Consider the following 16,843-nt stretch of genomic DNA (forward strand, 5'->3'; position numbering starts at 1 on the left):
CCGCAGTCGGGTTATCCACAGGCCGCCCCGCGTTTGGGCGGGGCGCCCTAAAATGAATCCACACCAGATACCGCACGGAGACACGCCATGAACGCCCCCACCGCCGCCTCGCACCTGCTGCCCGAAATCCACCTGCGCGAGGTGCCCCAGGCGCTGATCGAGGCCCTGCAGGCACGCTTTGGCGCGCAGTGCTCCACGGCCCAGGCCGTGCGCGAGCAGCATGGCCGCGACGAGGGCTCGCTGCAGGCACCGCCGCCCTCGGCTGTGGTGTTTGCCGAGAGCACCCAGGACGTGGCCGACGCCGTGAAGCTGGCCGCCCAGTACGAAGTGCCGGTGATCCCCTACGGCGCAGGCTCCTCGCTCGAGGGCCACCTGCTGGCCGTGCAGGGCGGCATCAGCATCGACGTGGCGCGCATGAACCAGGTGCTCAGCATCGATGCCGAAGACCTCACGGTGACGGTGCAACCCGGCATCACGCGCAAGGCGCTCAACGATGCGATCAAGGACACGGGCCTGTTCTTCCCCATCGACCCCGGAGCGGACGCCAGCATCGGCGGCATGAGCGCCACGCGCGCCAGCGGCACCAATGCCGTGCGCTACGGCACCATGCGCGAGAACGTGCTGGCGCTGGAGGTGGTGACGGCCAGCGGCGAGGTCATCCACACCGGCACGCGCGCCAAGAAGAGCAGCGCGGGCTACGACCTCACGCGCCTGATGGTGGGCAGCGAGGGCACGCTCGGCATCATGACCCAGATCACCGTGCGCCTGTACCCGCTGCCCGAGGCGGTGTCGGCCGCGATCTGCTCGTTCCCGAGCATCGAGGCGGCCGTTCGCACCACCATCCAGACCATCCAGCTCGGCGTGCCGATCGCGCGCGTGGAGCTGATCGACCACAACACCGTGCGCATGGTCAATGCGCACAGCAAGCTCGGCCTGCGCGAAGAGCCCATGCTGCTCATGGAGTTCCACGGCTCGCCCTTGAGCGTGAAGGAACAGGCCGAGACCGTGCAGGAGATCGCCAGCGAGTTCGGCGGCAATGCCTTCGAATGGGCCAGCACGCCCGAGGAGCGCACGCGCCTGTGGACCGCGCGGCACAACGCCTATTTCGCGGCGGTGCAGAGCCGCCCGGGCTGCCGCGCCATCAGCACCGACACCTGCGTGCCCATCAGCCGCCTGGCGGACTGCCTGCTCGACTCGGTCGCCGAAGCGGACGCGAGCGGCATCCCCTACTTCCTCGTGGGCCATGTGGGCGACGGCAACTTCCACTTCGGCTACCTGCTGGACCCGAACATCCCCGAGGAGCGCGTGACCGCCGAAGACCTGAACCACAAGCTGGTGGCGCGCGCCCTGGCGCTGGGCGGCACCTGCACGGGCGAGCACGGCGTGGGCCTGCACAAGATGGGCTTTCTGCTCGACGAGACCGGCGCCGGCGCGGTGGACATGATGCGCGCCATCAAGCGCGCGCTGGACCCGAAGAACATCCTGAACCCGGGCAAGATCTTCGCGCTGTGAACGCTGCCGCCGGGCAGCGCCTGCCGACGCGGCCCGGTTTGCGGGCATAAGTCACGCAATCGTGCAGGGCGTGGCTTGCGTTGCGCCCGGGCTGGCGTATCGTGGCCCATCCCCGGCCTCTTGCTTCGCCCCGCCCATGCACACCTTCATCCGCCCCTTGGTTCTGGCCATCGCCCTGATGGGCGGCCTGTTCTTCGGCGCCCTGCTGCTGCTGTCCGTGGCCAAACCGACCTGGGTGGAACACCAGGCCCGGGAGCTGATCCGCCAGCAGATCGAACACAAGACCAGCGAGAAGATCGCGGCGCTGGACGCCAACTTCCTCGACGGCCGGGCCCGCGCCCTGCTGCGGGACCATGAGCGCGAGATCGCCGCAGCGCGCCGCGCCCTCACCGAGGGCCTGCCCGCGCGCATCGCCGCCATCGCGGCCCAGATGGGCGTGCCCGAATGCGAGTGCCGCAAACGCTACCGCGAAGGCACGGAGTTGCGCCTGGGCACCCTGCAGCAGATGCAGGCCCAGCTCGCAGCGCTGATCCGCAGCCAGTACCTGGACACCGCCGACCAGCTGCAGCGCGAGCTGCGCATCTTCAGCGGTGCCAATGCACTGGCCTTCGCCTTGCTGGGCGTGGCCGCCCTGCACCGCCCTGCCGCCCGCCTGCAGCTGTTGCCGGCCGCGGCCACCCTGCTGCTGGCCACCCTGGCCGCCAGCGGGTTCTACCTGTTCGGGCAGAACTGGCTGCACACCATCGTCTTTGGCGACTATGTGGGCTGGGCGCTGCTGGGCTATATTGGGCTGGTCTATGCATGGCTGTGCGACCTGCTGTTCAACCACGCACAGGTGACGGCCCACCTGCTCAGCAGCGCAGGCGGCAGCGTTTCGCCCTGCTAACCCCCGAAGCAACAAGACCCCACCCCACCCATGCGCATCGCCTTCGTCTCCGACATCCATGGCAACCTTGCCGCCCTCGAAGCCGTGGCGGCGGACATCGCCCACCGCGGTGCCGACCGCGTGGTGAACCTGGGTGACAACCTCTCTGGCCCGCTGCTGCCGCGCGAAACGGCGCAGTGGCTCATGGCTTCGGACTGGCTGTCGCTGGCCGGCAACCACGAACGCCAGGTGCTGCAGCTGCGCCCGGGCCACGGCGGCCCTTCGGACCAGTACGCGCACAGCCAGCTCACCGAGGCGGAGTTCGCCTGGATGCGCAGCCTCACCCACACCCTGCGCCTGGACGAGGAGGTGCTGCTGTGCCACGGCTCGCCACGCAGCGACCATGAATACCTGCTCGAAACCCTGGACGGACATACGGTGCGCGCCGCCACCCCGGCAGAGATCGACGAGCGCCTGGCGGGCCAGTACGCGCCGCTGATTGCCAGCGGGCATACCCATGTGCCGCGCCAGGTGCGCCTGGGCGCGGGCATGCTGCTGGTCAACCCCGGCAGCGTGGGCCTGCAGGCCTACGGCGACGACCACCCCGTGGCCCACAAGGTGGAGAACGGCACGCCCGATGCGCGCTACGCCATCGCGGAGCGGACCGCACAGGACTGGCAGGTGGAACACCACGCAGTCCCCTATGACCACGAATCCATGGCCGCGCTTGCAGAGCAGCGTGGCCGGCTGGAATGGGCACACGCCCTGCGCACAGGCCTGATGCCGGGCTAGGGCCTGTTCACACCAATTTGGGGGTCGCGAAGGCCCTCGCTTTTCAGCCGTGTACCGCGCGGGAATCACCGGGCGCCTGCGCCCGGTCGTTCATGCCATAGTCGCGCACCACCGCCGCCACGCGCAGCCGGTAGTCGGCAAACACCTGGTCGCGCCCGGCCGCCTGGGTGCTGCGGTGCGCCTCCTGCTGGCGCCAGCGGGCAACGGCCTCCTCGTCGCGCCAGAAGGACAGCGACAGCAGCTTGCCCGGCGTGGCCAGGCTCTCGAAGCGCTCGATGGAGATGAAACCGTCGATCTGCGCCAGCAGCGGCTTGAGCGCGGCCGCCGCATCCAGGTAGGCGCCGCGCTGGCCGGGTGCGGGCGTCACCTCGAAGATCACGGCCATCATGGCGTGGCCCCCTGCGCATGGGCCGGCAGGCCCAGCGTGCCTTCCACGCCCTGGGTGAAGCTGCGCTCCTCGCGCAGGATGAAGCGCTTCTCCTGCGCGAAGGCGAAGTTGGCCCGCCCCTCGGCATCGCTGCGCAGCCGCGCACGGTAGGCCTCGTAAGCGGCCAGCGAGTCGAAGGCTATCAGGCCCCAGGCCTCGTAGTTGCTGCCCTCGTGCGGCAAAAAATAGCCCAGCAGGTGGCCGCCGCAGCGGGGGATGATCTGGCCCCAGCGCCGCGCGTACTCGGCAAAGCTGTCGCGCTGGAAGGGGTCGATCTCGTAGCGGATGAAGCAGGTGATCATGGTGATGGCAAGTCTTGTGGTGGAAACAGGCTTCACGATAGGCGCTTGACCGCCCCGGATGCTTCGCCCACCATCGAAGCATCATGACCACGACCGCTCCCCTCCTCCAGCCCTCTGCATGAAGACCCTGCTGCTGTTCATCGCCACCGCGCTGGCCGAGATCGTGGGCTGCTACCTGCCCTACCTGTGGCTCAAGCAGGGCAAGCCCGTGTGGCTGCTGCTGCCGGCCGCCGCAAGCCTGGCGCTGTTTGCCTGGCTGCTGACCCTGCACGACACGGCTGCCGCCGGCCGCGTGTATGCCGCCTATGGCGGCGTCTACATCGGTGTGGCGCTGGCCTGGCTCTGGGCGGTGGACCAGATCCGGCCCACCGTCTGGGATGTTGCCGGTGTGGCCGTGGCTCTCGCCGGCATGGCCATCATCATGTTCCAGCCAGCGGCAAAGTAGCACCCCCTGAGTCGCTTCGCGCCTTCACCCCTCTCTCATATTGCTTCGCAATCTGGGAGGGGGACGCCCCCAGTGCGGCGGGGCGGCCCTTGCACGGGGGCACTGGCCGGGTCACGCCCGCCGCATGGTGGGTTTTCACCGTTAACCGCCTCGGGCCGCAGACACGGCGTCAATCCCCCTGCTTCGATGCTTTGGAGGTTTTGGCCGCAGCCTTGGGCCGCACATGCGCCGTGCGCGGGCTGCGCAGGGTCTCGGCGTCCAGGATCAGCCGGCCCTGCAGGCGGCCCTTCATGCGCTTGACGCTGCTGGCCGCGTCCTGCATGTGGTCCACCATGAGGCTGCGCACCTTTTCCACATCGCGCGCGCGCGCGGCCTGCACGATCTCGCGGTGGAATTCGGCGTTGACCTCGCCGAAGCGCTTGTGCTCGGCCTTGGAGGTGCGGTTGCCGTAGACGATGAGCTGGCGCAGCATCTCGTTGATCAGCTCGCAGTTGAAGCGCAGGAAGGGGTTGGGGCAGGCAGCGGCCAGGATGTCGTGGAAGTTCACGTCCTCGCGGCGCTGGCTCAGCATGTCCTCGCTGCTCGATGCCGGGTCGCAGCAGGAGATCGAGTGTTCCAGCGCCTCGAAATCGGCCTCCGTCAGGTGGGGCACGGCGCAGGCGGCCAGCTCGGGCTCCAGGAACTGGCGCACCGTGTAGATGTTGTCGATGGTCACTTCCTGGAAGAACAGGTAGTTCTGCATGAACTGAAGGGTGCGGTCCAGCGGCACCTCGGCAATGGTGCCGCCACCCGACGGACCGGTGGAGATGGTCACCAGGCCCTGCACCTCCAGCGACTTGAGCGCCTCGCGGATGGTGCCCTTGCTCACCTCGAACTGCGACTGCAGCTCGCTCTCGCGCGGCAGGCGGTCGCCCGGGCTCAGGTTCTTCTCGGTGATCAGGCGCTTGATCTCCTGCGCGATCAGGTCGGAGCGCTTGAGGGCCTTGAGCGGCTTCTTGGTGGAGGTGGTCGTCGTACTTGCCATGGTCGCGATTGTCGTTGCTCGGCACTGCCCCGGCGCAGCGCAGTGCCATCGATGGTGCAGGGCATGCACCGCAAGAGGGCAATGTAGGGCATGCAGGGTTTTCACGCACGCTGTTTATTGTATTTATCACTATAAATAGCAGAAATGAGCGCGAACGACGCTCTGTAGCGGTGGCACGCCGTGTGCTTTGCAGATGCCACAACCGCATTTCCGTCCCAGGGCCGACCGGCCCCAACCCCTGTACAGGAGCTCGCCCCATGCACCGTCGTCACCTCTTGCAACTCTCGGCCCTGGGCGCTCTGCCCGCATCGCTGGGTCTGGCCCAAAGCGCCTTTGCGCAGGCCAGCGGCGCCATCCAGTTCGGCTGCCCGGTGCCCATGTCGGGCGCATTCGCGGCCAATGGCAAGTTCGCCGACCTGGGCATGAAGCTCGCCATCGAGCAGTACGGCACGGCCCTCAAGCGCCCCCTGGCCTACACGGTGCTGGACACCGAGGGCAAGCCCGCCACGGCCGTGCGCAAGCTGCAGGAGTCTTCGCAACAGCAGGGCGCGCGCTTCTTCGCGGGCGGCATCCTTTCGTCCGAGGCGCTGGCCATGGGCAAGGAGGCCGAGAAGGCCGGCGGCATCTTCATCACCACCGCCGGGGCCGACGAGATCACGGGCAAGGACTGCAATGCCGCCACCTTCCGCTGGTCGGTGCCCACCTTCGGCGCCATCGAGCAGACGGTGCGCCCCCTGGCCGAGGCCCTGCCCAAGGCCAAGCGCTGGTACACCATCACGCCGCAGTACGTGTTCGGCGACGGCCTGCTCTCCGCGGCCAAGAACATCTTCAAGGAAAAGAACCTGGAGCATGTGGGCAACAGCTACCACTCGCTGACCGAGAAGGAGTTCAGCGGCTACCTGACCAATGCCATGGCCGCCAAGCCCGACGTGCTGCTGCTGCTCAACTTCGGCTCGCAGTCGTCCGACGCGCTGCGCCAGGCCGTGAGCTTTGGCATGCACAAGAACATGACCATCCTGGTGGCCTGGGCCTCGGGGCTGGAGCAGTTCGAGTCGCTGGGCGCCGACCTGTGCGAGGGCGTGTACTTCGGTGCGCAGTACTGGCACACGGTCAACGCGCCGCTCAACCTCGACCTGGTCAAGCGCAGCAACGACAAGTTCAAGTCCAACCCCAACTACAGCCTGGCGGGCTCGTACATCTGCACCAAGCTCATGATCGACGGCATCATCAAGGCCGGCACGGTGGAGCCCAAGGCCGTGATCGCCGCCATGGAAAGCATGAAGTACCAGGGCCTCACGGGCGACGAAGAGATCCGCAAGGGCGACCACCAGGTGCTCAAGAACTACTACCTGCTCAAGGGCAAGGCCAAGGCGAAGATGGCCAACAAGGACGACTACGTGGACGTGGTGAGCTCGGGCAAATCGTTCCTGCCCCTGGACCAGACAGGCTGCAAGATCGCCTGAGCACCGCGCGGCCCGGCGGGCTGCGCCCCGGTCCCATCGCCTTCCACGGCCCGACCACGGGCCGTGTGCCCCCTCCTTCGTCCCTTCGCCCATGAACATCTACCTGCTACAGGCCATCAACGGGATCGGCATCGGCATGCTGTACTTCCTGCTGGCGGTCGGCCTGTCCATCGTGTTCGGCCTGCTGCGCTTCGTGAACTTCGCGCACGGGGCCTTCTACCTGCTGGGGGCCTACTTCTGCTACCAGATGACGCGCTGGGGCCTGAGCTTCTGGCTCGCGCTGGCCGTGGTGCCGCTGGTGGTGGGAGCACTGGGCTGGCTCACCGAGAAGCTGGTGCTGCGCCACGTGTACGCCAGCCCGCACGAGTTCCACATTCTGGTCACCGTGGGCCTGGCCCTGGCGGTGCAGGAACTGGTCATCCTGCAGTGGGGGCCGCTGGGCGACAGCGTGCCCGTGCCCGAGCTGCTGCAGGGCGTGGTCATGTGGGGCGGCATCGTCTACCCCAAGTACCGGCTGTTCGTGATCGGCTTCACCGCGGTGCTGGCCCTCATCCTGTGGTACGTGCTCGAAGGCACGCGCCTGGGCAGCGCGGTGCGTGCGGGCAGCGAATCGACCGAGATGGTCTCGCTGCTCGGCCTCAATGTGTTCCGCATCTTCAGCCTGGTGTTCGCGCTCGGCGCGGCGACTGCCGCGATTGCCGGGGTGCTGGCCGCGCCCATGCGCGGGGCCGAGCCCTTCATGGGCATCGAGGCGCTGGGCGTGGCCTTCATCGTGGTGGTGGTGGGCGGCATGGGCAGCTTCTTCGGCGCACTGATCGGCGGCCTCTTGATCGGCGTGGTGCAGAGCGTGATGAGCACCGTGTGGCCCGAGGGCGCGCGCCTCATGATCTACATCGCCATGGCCGCTGTGCTGCTGCTGCGCCCGCATGGCCTGCTGGGCCGCAAAGGATGAAACCCGCCATGACCACGAAACTCCTGCACAAACACTTCCACCTGCTGCTGGCCCTGGCCGTCGTGCTGGTGATGCCATTGACCATGCAATCGGGGTCCCTTGCCAGCGAGGTGCTGATCTACGGCCTGGCTGCCATGGGCTGCAACCTGCTGCTGGGCCATACCGGGCTGCTGTCCTTCGGGCAGGGCATCTTCTTCGGGCTGGGCAGCTACACCATTGCGCTCACGCTCACGCGCTGGCCCCTGCCCATGCCGCTGGCGCTGGTGCTCGCCGTGGCCATGGGCGCGCTGGGCGCGGCCATCGTGGGCTGGGTCGCCATCCGCCAGCGCGGCACCTACTTCGTGATGCTGACGCTGGCCTTCGCGCAGATGTTCTACTTCCTCGCCTACTCCATGCCCGGCCTCACGGGCGGGGACAACGGCCTCTTGGACATTCCACGCCCCTCGCTGGCCGTGGGCGGCTTCACGCTGTGGCCGCTGACCTCGCCCTGGCAGTACTACGGCTTCGTGGCCACCTTGTTTCTGGTGTCCTTCTGGCTGCTGCAGAAGGTGTCGGCCTCCATCTTCGGGCGCACGCTGCTGGCCGTACGCGACAACGAGGAGCGCGCCGCCGCCATCGGCTACAACCTGAAGCTGCTCAAGCTGCAGGCCTTTGTGATCTCGGGCGCGGTCACGGGCCTGGCGGGCGCGCTGCACGCCATGATGACGGGCATCGCCCCGCTGGCGAGCGCCGAATACCACACGAGCGAGATGATCCTCATCATGACGGTGATCGGCGGCACGGGCAACCTGCTGGCCTCGCTGCTGGGCTCGGCCTTCTACCTGCTGGTGGGCGACTGGCTGTCCACCCTGTGGCCACGCTGGCTGCTGATCCTGGGCGTGGTGCTGATGGTGGTGAGCCTCGGCATGCAGCGCGGCCTGTGGGGCCTGGGCGAATCGGCCTGGAATCGGCTGCGCGGCAAGCATGGCAACGGCAAGGCCGACGCCGCAACGCAGGGAGGTCACGCATGAGCAACGCCACCCTTTCTTCCTCTTCTGCCCCCATCCTGCTCGAAGCCGTGGGCGTGGAAAAGCGCTACGACAAGTTCGCTGCCCTCGCGGGCGTGGACCTCAAGGTGCGCGCCAATACAGTCCATTCGGTCATCGGCCCCAACGGTGCGGGCAAGACCACGCTGTTCCACATGCTCACGGGCACCAAGAACGTGAGCGGCGGGCGCATCGTCTTCGATGGCCACGACGTGACGCACGAGCCCGACCACCGCCGCGTGCAGCGCGGCATGGCGCGCTCCTTCCAGGTGACCAGCCTGTTCCTCACCCTGCCGGTGCGCGAGAACCTGCGCCTGGGCGCGCAAGGCACGGCGCCGCGCCACGCGCTCAACTGCTGGCATGCGCCGTTGGGCGCTCGTTCGCAGGCCGATGTGGTGGCCAGCGTGCTCGCGCGCCTGGGGCTGGAGCGCCATGCCGACACGCCCGTGGGCAACCTCTCGCACGGCCAGCAGCGCCGGCTGGAGGTGGGCATGGCCCTGGCGGCCCGCCCCAAGGCCATCTTCCTGGACGAGCCCACCTCGGGCATGGGCATCGACGACCTCGATGACATGAAGCGGCTGATAGAGGGCCTCAAGGACGAGCACACCGTGGTACTGATCGAGCACAACATGAACATCGTGATGGACATCTCCGACACCGTGACGGTGATGCAGCAGGGCCGCGTGCTGGCCGAAGGCCACCCGCACGCGATCCGCAGCGACGACCGGGTGCGCAGCGCCTACCTGGGCAACATGATCACCGGGGGCAAGGCCGCAGCATGAGCAGCACCACCACTTCCAGCCCCCTCCTCGCCGTCGAAGGGCTGCACGCCCACTACGGCAAGAGCCATGTGCTGCAGGGCGTGGACCTGCACGTGAACGACGGCGAACTCGTCACCCTGCTCGGGCGCAACGGCGCGGGCAAGACCACCACGCTCAAGAGCATCTGCGGCGTGGTGCCGCCCACGCAGGGCCGCGTGCGCTTTGCAGGCCAGGAGCTGCAGGGCCAGGCCACGCACGCCATCGCCCAGCGCGGGGTGTGCCTGGTGCCCGAGCACCGCGGCATCTTCAAGCTGCTCACGGTGGAAGAAAACCTGCTGCTGGGCCAGCGCAAGCGCTCGCCCTGGCAGTTGCCCGACATCTACCGCATCTTCCCGCGCCTGCAGGAGCGGCGGCGCAACGGTGGCGGCCAGCTTTCGGGCGGCGAGCAGCAGATGCTGGCCATCGGCCGCGCGCTGATGAACGCGCCGCGCCTGTTGATGCTGGACGAGCCCGTGGAAGGCCTGGCGCCGGTGATCGTGGAAGAGATCGTGGCCCAGCTCCAAACCATCAAGGCCGCGGGCGTGGCCATTGTGCTGGTGGAGCAGAACCTGGAGGTCTGCACCCAGCTGGCCGACCGGCACTACGTGATCGAACAGGGCGCCATCGTGCACGAGGCAGACAACGCCGCCTTCCTCGCCGACGACGCCATCAAGGACCGCTACCTGGGCGTGGGCCTGGCATAGATTTTCAGGAATTCGACTGTGGACATGACGACGACCCCCTCCCCTGCCCTGCAACCGCGCGTGGATGGCGCGCGCCTGTGGCAATCGCTGATGGACCTGGCGCAGATCGGCGCCACCCCCAAGGGCGGCGTGTGCCGCCTGGCGCTCACCGCGCTCGACGGCCAAGGCCGCGACCTCTTCGTGCGCTGGGCACGCGAGGCCGGCTGCAGCGTGCGCGTGGACGCCATCGGCAACATCTTCGCGCGCCGTGCCGGGCGCAACGACGCCCTGCCGCCGGTGATGACCGGCAGCCACATCGACACCCAGCCCACGGGCGGCAAGTTCGACGGCAACTACGGCGTGCTCGCAGGTCTGGAGGTGGTGCGCACGCTCAACGACCGGGGCATCGTGACCGAGGCACCCATCGAGGTGGCGGTGTGGACCAATGAGGAAGGCTCGCGCTTCGTGCCGGTGATGATGGGCTCGGGCGTGTTCGCAGGCGCCTTCACGCTCGACCACGCGCTGGCCCAGCGCGATGCCCAGGGCACCAGCGTGGCCGAGGCGCTGGCCGCCATTGGCTATGCGGGCGAACAGGGGCCCACGCCGGCCGTGGGCGCGTATTTCGAGGCCCACATCGAGCAGGGTCCGGTGCTGGAGGCCCACAACTGCGTGATCGGCGTGGTCCAGGGTGCCCTGGGCCAGCGCTGGTACGACGTGGGCGTGCAGGGCATGGAGGCCCATGCCGGCCCCACGCCCATGGAGCTGCGCCGCGACGCCCTGCTGACCGCCAGCGCCCTGGTGGCCGAGGTCAACCGCATCGCGCTGGCCCACGCACCGCACGCGCGCGGCACCGTGGGCGTGCTGGAGGTGTTCCCGAGCTCGCGCAACGTGATTCCTGGCAGCGTGCGCATGACGGTGGACCTGCGCGCCGCCGACGATGCCGTGCTGCTGCAAATGGATGCTGAATTGCGCGCCGCGTGCGAGCGCATCGGCACGGCCCATCGCACCCCCATCGCGGTGGAACAGGTCGTCTACTTCCCGCCGCAGCCCTTCGCGCCGCCGCTGGTGGAAGGCGTGCGCGCGGATGCCCAGGCACTGGGCTACAGCGCCATGGACGTGGTGAGCGGTGCCGGCCACGACGCCGTGTACCTGGCGCGCCTGGCGCCCACGGCCATGGTCTTCGTGCCCTGCGCCGACGGCATCAGCCACAACGAGATCGAAGACGCCCAGCCCGAACACCTGGAGGCTGGCTGCAACGTGCTGCTGCAGGCCATGCTGCGCAGCGCCAAGGTGGTGGCCGCATGAAGTTCCTGATCGCTCGCTTGAACCACGAGACTAACACCTTCTCGCCCGTGCCCACGCCGCTTTCGGCGTTTGCGCCCACCTACGGCGAGGACGCCCTGCGCGAGAACCTGGGCATGCGCACGGCCATGGCCGCCTTCATCGACCTGGCCCAGGGCCTGGGCGCCACGCTGGTGACGCCGGTGTCGGCCATGTCCAACCCCAGCGGCCCGGTGCATGCGGCCGCCTACGACGAGCTGACCCGCCGCATCGTCGATGCCGCACCGGGCTGCGATGCCATCCTGCTCGACCTGCACGGCGCCATGGTGGCCGAGAACAGCGCCGACGGCGAGGGCGACCTGCTGGAACGCGTGCGCGCCGCAGCACCCGGCGTGCCCATTGGCGTGGCGCTGGACCTGCACGGCAACATCACCCCGAAGATGGTCGCCAACGCCGATGTCATGGTGGGCTTCAAGACCTACCCGCACATCGACATGTACGAGACCGGCGAGCACGCCGGCCGCCTGCTGCTGGCGATGCTGCAGGGGAAGCAGCACTACCGCGTGCAATGGCACCAGTTGCCCATGATGGGCCATACCTTGCGCAGCACCACGCTGCAGGGCGCCATGCTGCGCGCGGTGGATGCGGCCCGTGCAGCCGAGGCCGATGGCGTGCCCGCCGTCACGGTGTTCGCGGGCTTTTCGCTGGCCGACATCGAGGCGCCCTGCATGAGCGTGGTGGTCACCGGACTGGCCGACGCCCCCGAAGCGGCGCAGGCCGTGGCCGACCGCATTGCGGCCACCATCTGGGAAGAACGTGCGGAGTTCGTCTACGACAGCGAGCCCCTGGCGCAATCGCTGCAGCGCGCCCAGGCCCTGGCGCAGGGCGCCGAGCGCCCGGTGCTGCTGCTGGACCACAGCGACAACTGCATGTCGGGTGGCACCTGCGACTCCATGGATGTGCTGCAGGCCGCGCTGGCCGAGGGCCTGGAGGACATCGCCGTGGGCCCGCTGTGCGACCCCGAGGCCGTGGCCCAGTTGGTGGCCGCTGGCGTGGGTGCGCAGTGCACGGTGCGCCTGGGCAACAAGGTGCCCCTCACACAGCTCAATGTGGCCAAGAAGCCCGTGGCCCTGTCGGGCACCGTGCGTGCCATCAGCGACGGCGAGTACACCGTGACCGGCCCCATCTACACCGGCGCGCGCTGTGCCATGGGCCGTACCGTGCTGTTCGACACCGGCAGCGCCCTGATCGTGGTGACCGAGAAGACCCACGAACCCTGGGACCTGGGTGTGTTCTCCTGCGTGGGCGTGGACCCCACGGCGCACCGCTTCGTGCTGCTCAAGTCGCGCATGTACTGCCGCCCGGTGTTCGTGCCGCTGTCGCATGCGCTGGTCGAATGCGACAGCCCCACGGGCGTGACCAGTTCCAACTACGCGCTGTTCCCGTTCAGGAACGTGCGCCGGCCGGTGTTCCCGCTCGATCCAGTCTGACGTTCCATCGCGCAGAAGTCCCCCAAGAACCTGCATCGCCAGCAAGCGCAAGCCGACGCAACTGGCGCGACCGAAGCCAGTGCCCCCGCGCAAGGGCCGCCTCGCCGCGCTGGGGGCGTCCCCCTTCCCAAATCGCGCAGCGATTTGAGAGAAAGGGGCTGAGTGCAGCGGCTCCAAGCCTGCCTGCGCAGGCTTGGACGGCACGAAGAGGGCCGCCTCTGGCGGGCACACCGAGGCGCGAAGCGACTCAGGGGGTTAATTCACTTTTATCAGACGCCAGTCGATGCGGTTGTCGGGGCGCTGAACGAGTTCGACGTTTTTCTTCATCGCCCAGGCCAGCATCTGGTTGTGCAGGGGGATGTTGGCCACCGTGTCGTTCTGCAGCTGCAGGCCTTCGGTCAGCAGGCGGTTGCGCACGGGCTGGTCGATCTCGGTCTTCACGCGGTCCACGACGTAGTCCATGCGTTCGTTGCTGTAGCGGCCCAGGTTGTAGTTGCCATCACCGCCCGTGGTCTTGGTGCGCGTGAGCGATTGCAGGGTGTACAGCGCGTCGAAGGTCGGCACGCCCCAGCTGAGCAGCGCGATGCTGGCCTCGTGGCGCTGGGCCATGGGGTAGTAGGTGACGGACGGCAGGGTGCGCAGCTTGGCCTTGACGCCCACGCGCGCCCACATCGAGGTGATGGCCTGGCACAGGTTCTCGTCCTGGATGATGGAGTTGTTGCTGCAGGCAAAGTCGACCTCGAAGCCGTCCTTGTAGCCTGCATCGGCCAGCAGCGCCCGGGCGGCATTGGCGTCGTAGGGCAGGCGCTTGTCCACCGCCTCCGTCCAGCCATTGACCAGGGGCGAGACCATGGCCCCCGTGGGCTTGGACATGCCGCGCATGGTCACACGCTGCAGCGCGGCCACGTCGATGGCCTGGTACAGCGCCTTGCGCACGCGCAGGTCCTTGAGCGGGTTCTTGCCCTTCACGCTGCTGCCCGGCAGTTCATCGCGGAACTGGTCCAGGGCCAGGTAGACGGTGCGGTTCTCGACCATCTCCATCACCTTGAGGTTGGGATTTGCCTTGAGCCGCTCCAGATCCTGCAGGTTGGCCTCGCGCACCATGTCCACCTCGCCCGAGAGCAGGGCGGCAATGCGCGTGGCCTCGGACTTGATGGGCGTAAAAACGATTTCGGTGACGTTGCCCTCGGCCTTGCCCGCGTTCCACCACTGCGGGTTGGCCGTGAACACCAGCTTCTGGTCGGGCACCCATTCCTTGAGCACGAAAGGCCCCGTGCCCATGGCATTGCGGTGCGAGAAGGTCTCGTCCTTGGACTTGATGTCCTTGGGCTCGACGGAGTTGTTCTTCTCGGACCATGCCTTGCTCATCACGCGCAGCTCGGTCAGCTGGTTGAGCAGCACCGGGTTGGGGCTCTTCAAAAAGATGTCGATGGTCTCGCCATCGACCTTGGCGATGCGGTCCATGCCCTGCGTGTAGATGGCATAGGTGGAGGTCTTGCTCATCGCGCGCTGCAGCGAAAACACCACATCGTCGGCCGTCATGGGCGAGCCGTCGCTGAATTTGACGCCCTGGCGCAGCTTCACGCGCAGCTGCGTGGGGCTGACCTGCTGCCACGAAGTGGCCAAGAGCGGCTCGACCTTGAGCGTGCGGCTGTTGAACATCACCAGCGACTCGTACACCGCCGCATGGATGCCATTGCCCAGCGCGCTGTTCTGCGAGTGGACGTCCATGGTCTGGATGTCGGTGGACCCGGCCCATTTGAACGGTTTTGCCGAAACGGTGGGGGCGGCGGCTGCCAGGGCCAGGGTGGCGGCCGCGAGCAGGGAGTGCTTGAAGTGCATGGGAGGGTTTCCTTTGCAAGACAGGATGGATGTGAAGAACCGGCAATATGCAGCAGGACGGGCGCGCGCAAAAGCCCCCGTCCGGGCAGTGTGGTTCCGCCGCGCAACTGCGCGTCATGGCCGATTGCGCAAATGCCGCAACTGCGGTATCTACCGGTACCTACCTGGCAAGGGGGTAGCGCGCCGCGCTGCGATCGGTTCCCACCTGCAGCAGGTTGATCACACCCATCACGTCGTCCACTAGCTCCACGGCCTTTTCCAGCGCCCGCGCCTGCTCGGCCGACTGCACGCAGCCCATCAGCGTGACCAGGCGCCGCTCGCCCAGCACCCACACACTGGTGTTGTCGAAGCGCCCCTCCTCGCGGATGTAGCGCTGCACGCGCGGGATGATCTCGGCATCGTAGAGGTAGGAGTTGGGCAGCCGGCAGCGCCCCACGCGGTGGCAGCTGCCGCCATGCTGCGAGCGCACATGGGCCAGCTCGCGTACCTCGGCTTCGGTGTACAGCGGACCCTCGGGCACGGGGCAGCCGGGCATGGCGGAGGTGACCTGGAGGAAGGGGTCGTTGAAGGCGTTGGTGCGGGGCGCTGGCAGCTGGGCAGCCTGGCCTTGCGCGAACGCATTCGGCAGCCCGAGCGCCGCCAGCACCAGGGCGCACGCGAGGCGCTTGCGGAATGTGAAAATGCCTTCCATCGGATGCCCTCCTTGCAGCACAGCCCCTGCTCCACCAATGAATGAACGCGTTTCCATGACCGGATTCCTTTGCGCGACCTGCGGCCAGACCCACGACAGCATACCGATGTGCCTGGGTGCGCCCGTACCGGACCTGTGGCACTCCATCCCCGAAGCAGAGCGCGCTGACCGGGTGCATCTTTCATCCGACCAGTGCGTCATCGACGGACGCCATTTCTTCATTCTCGGCCGCATCCTGTTGCCTGTCATCGGCGGGGACGATTCCTTTGTCTGGCTCGCCTGGGTGTCCTTGAGCGAGGCGAACTTTGTGCGCAGCGGCGAACTGTGGGAGAGCGAAGGGCGTGAGGCCGAGCCCCCTTACTTCGGCTGGCTGCAAAGTGCCCTGCCGGGATACACGCCCGGCACGCTGAGCCTGAAAACGAACGTGCAGACCATGCCCCTGGGGCAGCGCCCCCTCATCACACTGGAGCCGACGGACCATCCGCTGGCGGTGGAGCAGCGGGAAGGCATCACCATGGCGCGGGTGCAGCAGATTGCGGAGGCTGCGTTCCACGGTTGACTTCACGTCCAAGTATCCATACACAGCCCATGAACATGACCCACAGAATGGCTTCAAGACCCTTGCGCCGCCTGCTGCTCGGTGCTCTGCTTGCCGTCACCGCGACGACAAGCTTCGCGGATACCTGGTGGTTCAAGAGTGCACAGCGGGAGCTGAAGTTTTCACGGGGACTTCGAATCGTGCAGACCATCGATGCGAGCAAAGATCCGCGCAATCCTGCGTTTCATCTTCGGATGTATATGGGCACAAAGCAGATTGCGCATTTTCCAGGGGTTGCGCTCGATGACATCGTGGAATCACCAGATGGGTACTCGCTGGTCGGACTCTCAAATCAAGGGCTGCCTGGAGCCGCTGTCATGGTGCTATCGCGTGATGGCCGCATGAGCCTTTTCGCGCTTCACAACGTAGCGGAGTTTGAGTACTGCGAGAGAAGCACAACACGGGTCAGGCAATTGTACGACCCTGAAAACCCAAATGTCCGTTTTGATGGGCCTGCCCAATCGGGGGGCATCACGCTTCGTGACTGCAAGGGAGAGCAGGTCTCCCTGCTCCCGGTCCTGGCCAAGGCCTACGAACGGGCATTGCAGCCAAAGACACCAACTGAGAACCGCTGATGGGCCTTGCTGGGCACACCAACCTTTCGCAACCATGCGGGTCGCTACTGAAATGGATGCGCAACCCGCCAGATAC

At 67.3% G+C, this 16,843-nt stretch carries 18 protein-coding genes; 13 read left to right on the plus strand and 5 right to left on the minus strand.

Going from position 1 to position 16,843, the window contains the following annotated elements:
• Nucleotides 1–87: 87 nt before the first annotated feature.
• The 3 genes from AC3WOH_RS00560 to AC3WOH_RS00570 all read left to right on the plus strand — a co-directional run bounded on the left by AC3WOH_RS00560 (nucleotide 88) and on the right by AC3WOH_RS00570 (nucleotide 3,169).
• Nucleotides 88–1,512 (plus strand): FAD-binding oxidoreductase, encoded by a 1,425-nt coding sequence (locus AC3WOH_RS00560; RefSeq protein WP_492227469.1) that lies wholly within the window; start codon nucleotides 88–90, stop codon nucleotides 1,510–1,512.
• 136 nt (nucleotides 1,513–1,648) lie between these two features.
• Nucleotides 1,649–2,398, plus strand: a complete 750-nt coding sequence (locus AC3WOH_RS00565; RefSeq protein WP_492227470.1) for a hypothetical protein — start codon at nucleotides 1,649–1,651, stop codon at nucleotides 2,396–2,398.
• Between the two features lie 30 nt (nucleotides 2,399–2,428).
• Nucleotides 2,429–3,169 carry a metallophosphoesterase family protein gene (locus AC3WOH_RS00570; RefSeq protein WP_492227471.1) on the plus strand — a complete coding sequence of 247 codons (741 nt, stop codon included), beginning with the start codon at nucleotides 2,429–2,431 and terminating at the stop codon, nucleotides 3,167–3,169.
• A gap of 43 nt (nucleotides 3,170–3,212) precedes the next feature.
• Here the strand turns inward: AC3WOH_RS00570 and AC3WOH_RS00575 are convergent, their stop codons facing one another.
• On the minus strand, nucleotides 3,213–3,557 hold the full coding sequence (locus AC3WOH_RS00575; RefSeq protein ID WP_492227472.1) for an antibiotic biosynthesis monooxygenase family protein: 345 nt from the start codon (nucleotides 3,555–3,557) through the stop codon (nucleotides 3,213–3,215).
• A complete protein-coding gene (locus AC3WOH_RS00580) occupies nucleotides 3,554–3,898 on the minus strand; it encodes an NIPSNAP family protein (RefSeq protein WP_492227473.1) in 345 nt (114 codons plus the stop codon). Before AC3WOH_RS00580 ends, AC3WOH_RS00575 begins: the two co-directional genes overlap by 4 nt.
• 118 nt (nucleotides 3,899–4,016) lie before the next feature.
• On the opposite strand from AC3WOH_RS00580, the gene AC3WOH_RS00585 reads away from it, so the two are divergent.
• Complete coding sequence (locus AC3WOH_RS00585; RefSeq protein ID WP_492227474.1) at nucleotides 4,017–4,343, plus strand: YnfA family protein; 327 nt, start codon at nucleotides 4,017–4,019, stop codon at nucleotides 4,341–4,343.
• A gap of 169 nt (nucleotides 4,344–4,512) precedes the next feature.
• On the opposite strand, the gene AC3WOH_RS00590 is transcribed toward AC3WOH_RS00585, so the two are convergent.
• Nucleotides 4,513–5,367, minus strand: coding sequence for a FadR/GntR family transcriptional regulator (locus tag AC3WOH_RS00590; RefSeq protein WP_492227475.1), 855 nt, complete (start codon nucleotides 5,365–5,367; stop codon nucleotides 4,513–4,515).
• 257 nt (nucleotides 5,368–5,624) lie between these two features.
• On the opposite strand from AC3WOH_RS00590, the gene AC3WOH_RS00595 reads away from it, so the two are divergent.
• The 7 genes from AC3WOH_RS00595 to AC3WOH_RS00625 all read left to right on the plus strand — a co-directional run bounded on the left by AC3WOH_RS00595 (nucleotide 5,625) and on the right by AC3WOH_RS00625 (nucleotide 13,061).
• A complete protein-coding gene (locus AC3WOH_RS00595) occupies nucleotides 5,625–6,830 on the plus strand; it encodes an ABC transporter substrate-binding protein (RefSeq protein WP_492227476.1) in 1,206 nt (401 codons plus the stop codon).
• Between the two features lie 91 nt (nucleotides 6,831–6,921).
• Nucleotides 6,922–7,782 (plus strand): branched-chain amino acid ABC transporter permease, encoded by an 861-nt coding sequence (locus AC3WOH_RS00600; protein WP_492227477.1) that lies wholly within the window; start codon nucleotides 6,922–6,924, stop codon nucleotides 7,780–7,782.
• Nucleotides 7,783–7,790: 8 nt separating this feature from the next.
• A complete protein-coding gene (locus AC3WOH_RS00605) occupies nucleotides 7,791–8,792 on the plus strand; it encodes a branched-chain amino acid ABC transporter permease (RefSeq protein WP_492227478.1) in 1,002 nt (333 codons plus the stop codon).
• Nucleotides 8,789–9,589 carry an ABC transporter ATP-binding protein gene (locus tag AC3WOH_RS00610; protein WP_492227479.1) on the plus strand — a complete coding sequence of 267 codons (801 nt, stop codon included), beginning with the start codon at nucleotides 8,789–8,791 and terminating at the stop codon, nucleotides 9,587–9,589. Before AC3WOH_RS00605 ends, AC3WOH_RS00610 begins: the two co-directional genes overlap by 4 nt.
• Complete coding sequence (locus AC3WOH_RS00615) at nucleotides 9,586–10,311, plus strand: ABC transporter ATP-binding protein (RefSeq protein ID WP_492227480.1); 726 nt, start codon at nucleotides 9,586–9,588, stop codon at nucleotides 10,309–10,311. The genes AC3WOH_RS00610 and AC3WOH_RS00615 overlap by 4 nt, the downstream gene beginning before the upstream one ends.
• Before the next feature lie 24 nt (nucleotides 10,312–10,335).
• Nucleotides 10,336–11,595 (plus strand): Zn-dependent hydrolase, encoded by a 1,260-nt coding sequence (locus AC3WOH_RS00620; RefSeq protein ID WP_492227481.1) that lies wholly within the window; start codon nucleotides 10,336–10,338, stop codon nucleotides 11,593–11,595.
• Complete coding sequence (locus AC3WOH_RS00625; protein ID WP_492227482.1) at nucleotides 11,592–13,061, plus strand: M81 family metallopeptidase; 1,470 nt, start codon at nucleotides 11,592–11,594, stop codon at nucleotides 13,059–13,061. Before AC3WOH_RS00620 ends, AC3WOH_RS00625 begins: the two co-directional genes overlap by 4 nt.
• Nucleotides 13,062–13,316: 255 nt before the next feature.
• Here the strand turns inward: AC3WOH_RS00625 and AC3WOH_RS00630 are convergent, their stop codons facing one another.
• Both AC3WOH_RS00630 and AC3WOH_RS00635 read right to left on the minus strand, forming a co-directional pair.
• Nucleotides 13,317–14,903 carry an ABC transporter substrate-binding protein gene (locus AC3WOH_RS00630; protein ID WP_492227483.1) on the minus strand — a complete coding sequence of 529 codons (1,587 nt, stop codon included), beginning with the start codon at nucleotides 14,901–14,903 and terminating at the stop codon, nucleotides 13,317–13,319.
• A gap of 160 nt (nucleotides 14,904–15,063) precedes the next feature.
• Nucleotides 15,064–15,594 carry a BON domain-containing protein gene (locus AC3WOH_RS00635; RefSeq protein ID WP_492227484.1) on the minus strand — a complete coding sequence of 177 codons (531 nt, stop codon included), beginning with the start codon at nucleotides 15,592–15,594 and terminating at the stop codon, nucleotides 15,064–15,066.
• A gap of 55 nt (nucleotides 15,595–15,649) precedes the next feature.
• On the opposite strand from AC3WOH_RS00635, the gene AC3WOH_RS00640 reads away from it, so the two are divergent.
• Nucleotides 15,650–16,153: a DUF2199 domain-containing protein gene (locus AC3WOH_RS00640; RefSeq protein WP_492227485.1), complete on the plus strand. Its 504-nt coding sequence runs from the start codon at nucleotides 15,650–15,652 to the stop codon at nucleotides 16,151–16,153.
• Nucleotides 16,154–16,182: 29 nt separating this feature from the next.
• Nucleotides 16,183–16,767, plus strand: a complete 585-nt coding sequence (locus AC3WOH_RS00645; RefSeq protein ID WP_492227486.1) for a hypothetical protein — start codon at nucleotides 16,183–16,185, stop codon at nucleotides 16,765–16,767.
• Nucleotides 16,768–16,843: the final 76 nt, after the last annotated feature.

The sequence above is a fragment of the Acidovorax sp. FW305-C-20-28 genome (assembly GCF_058783375.1).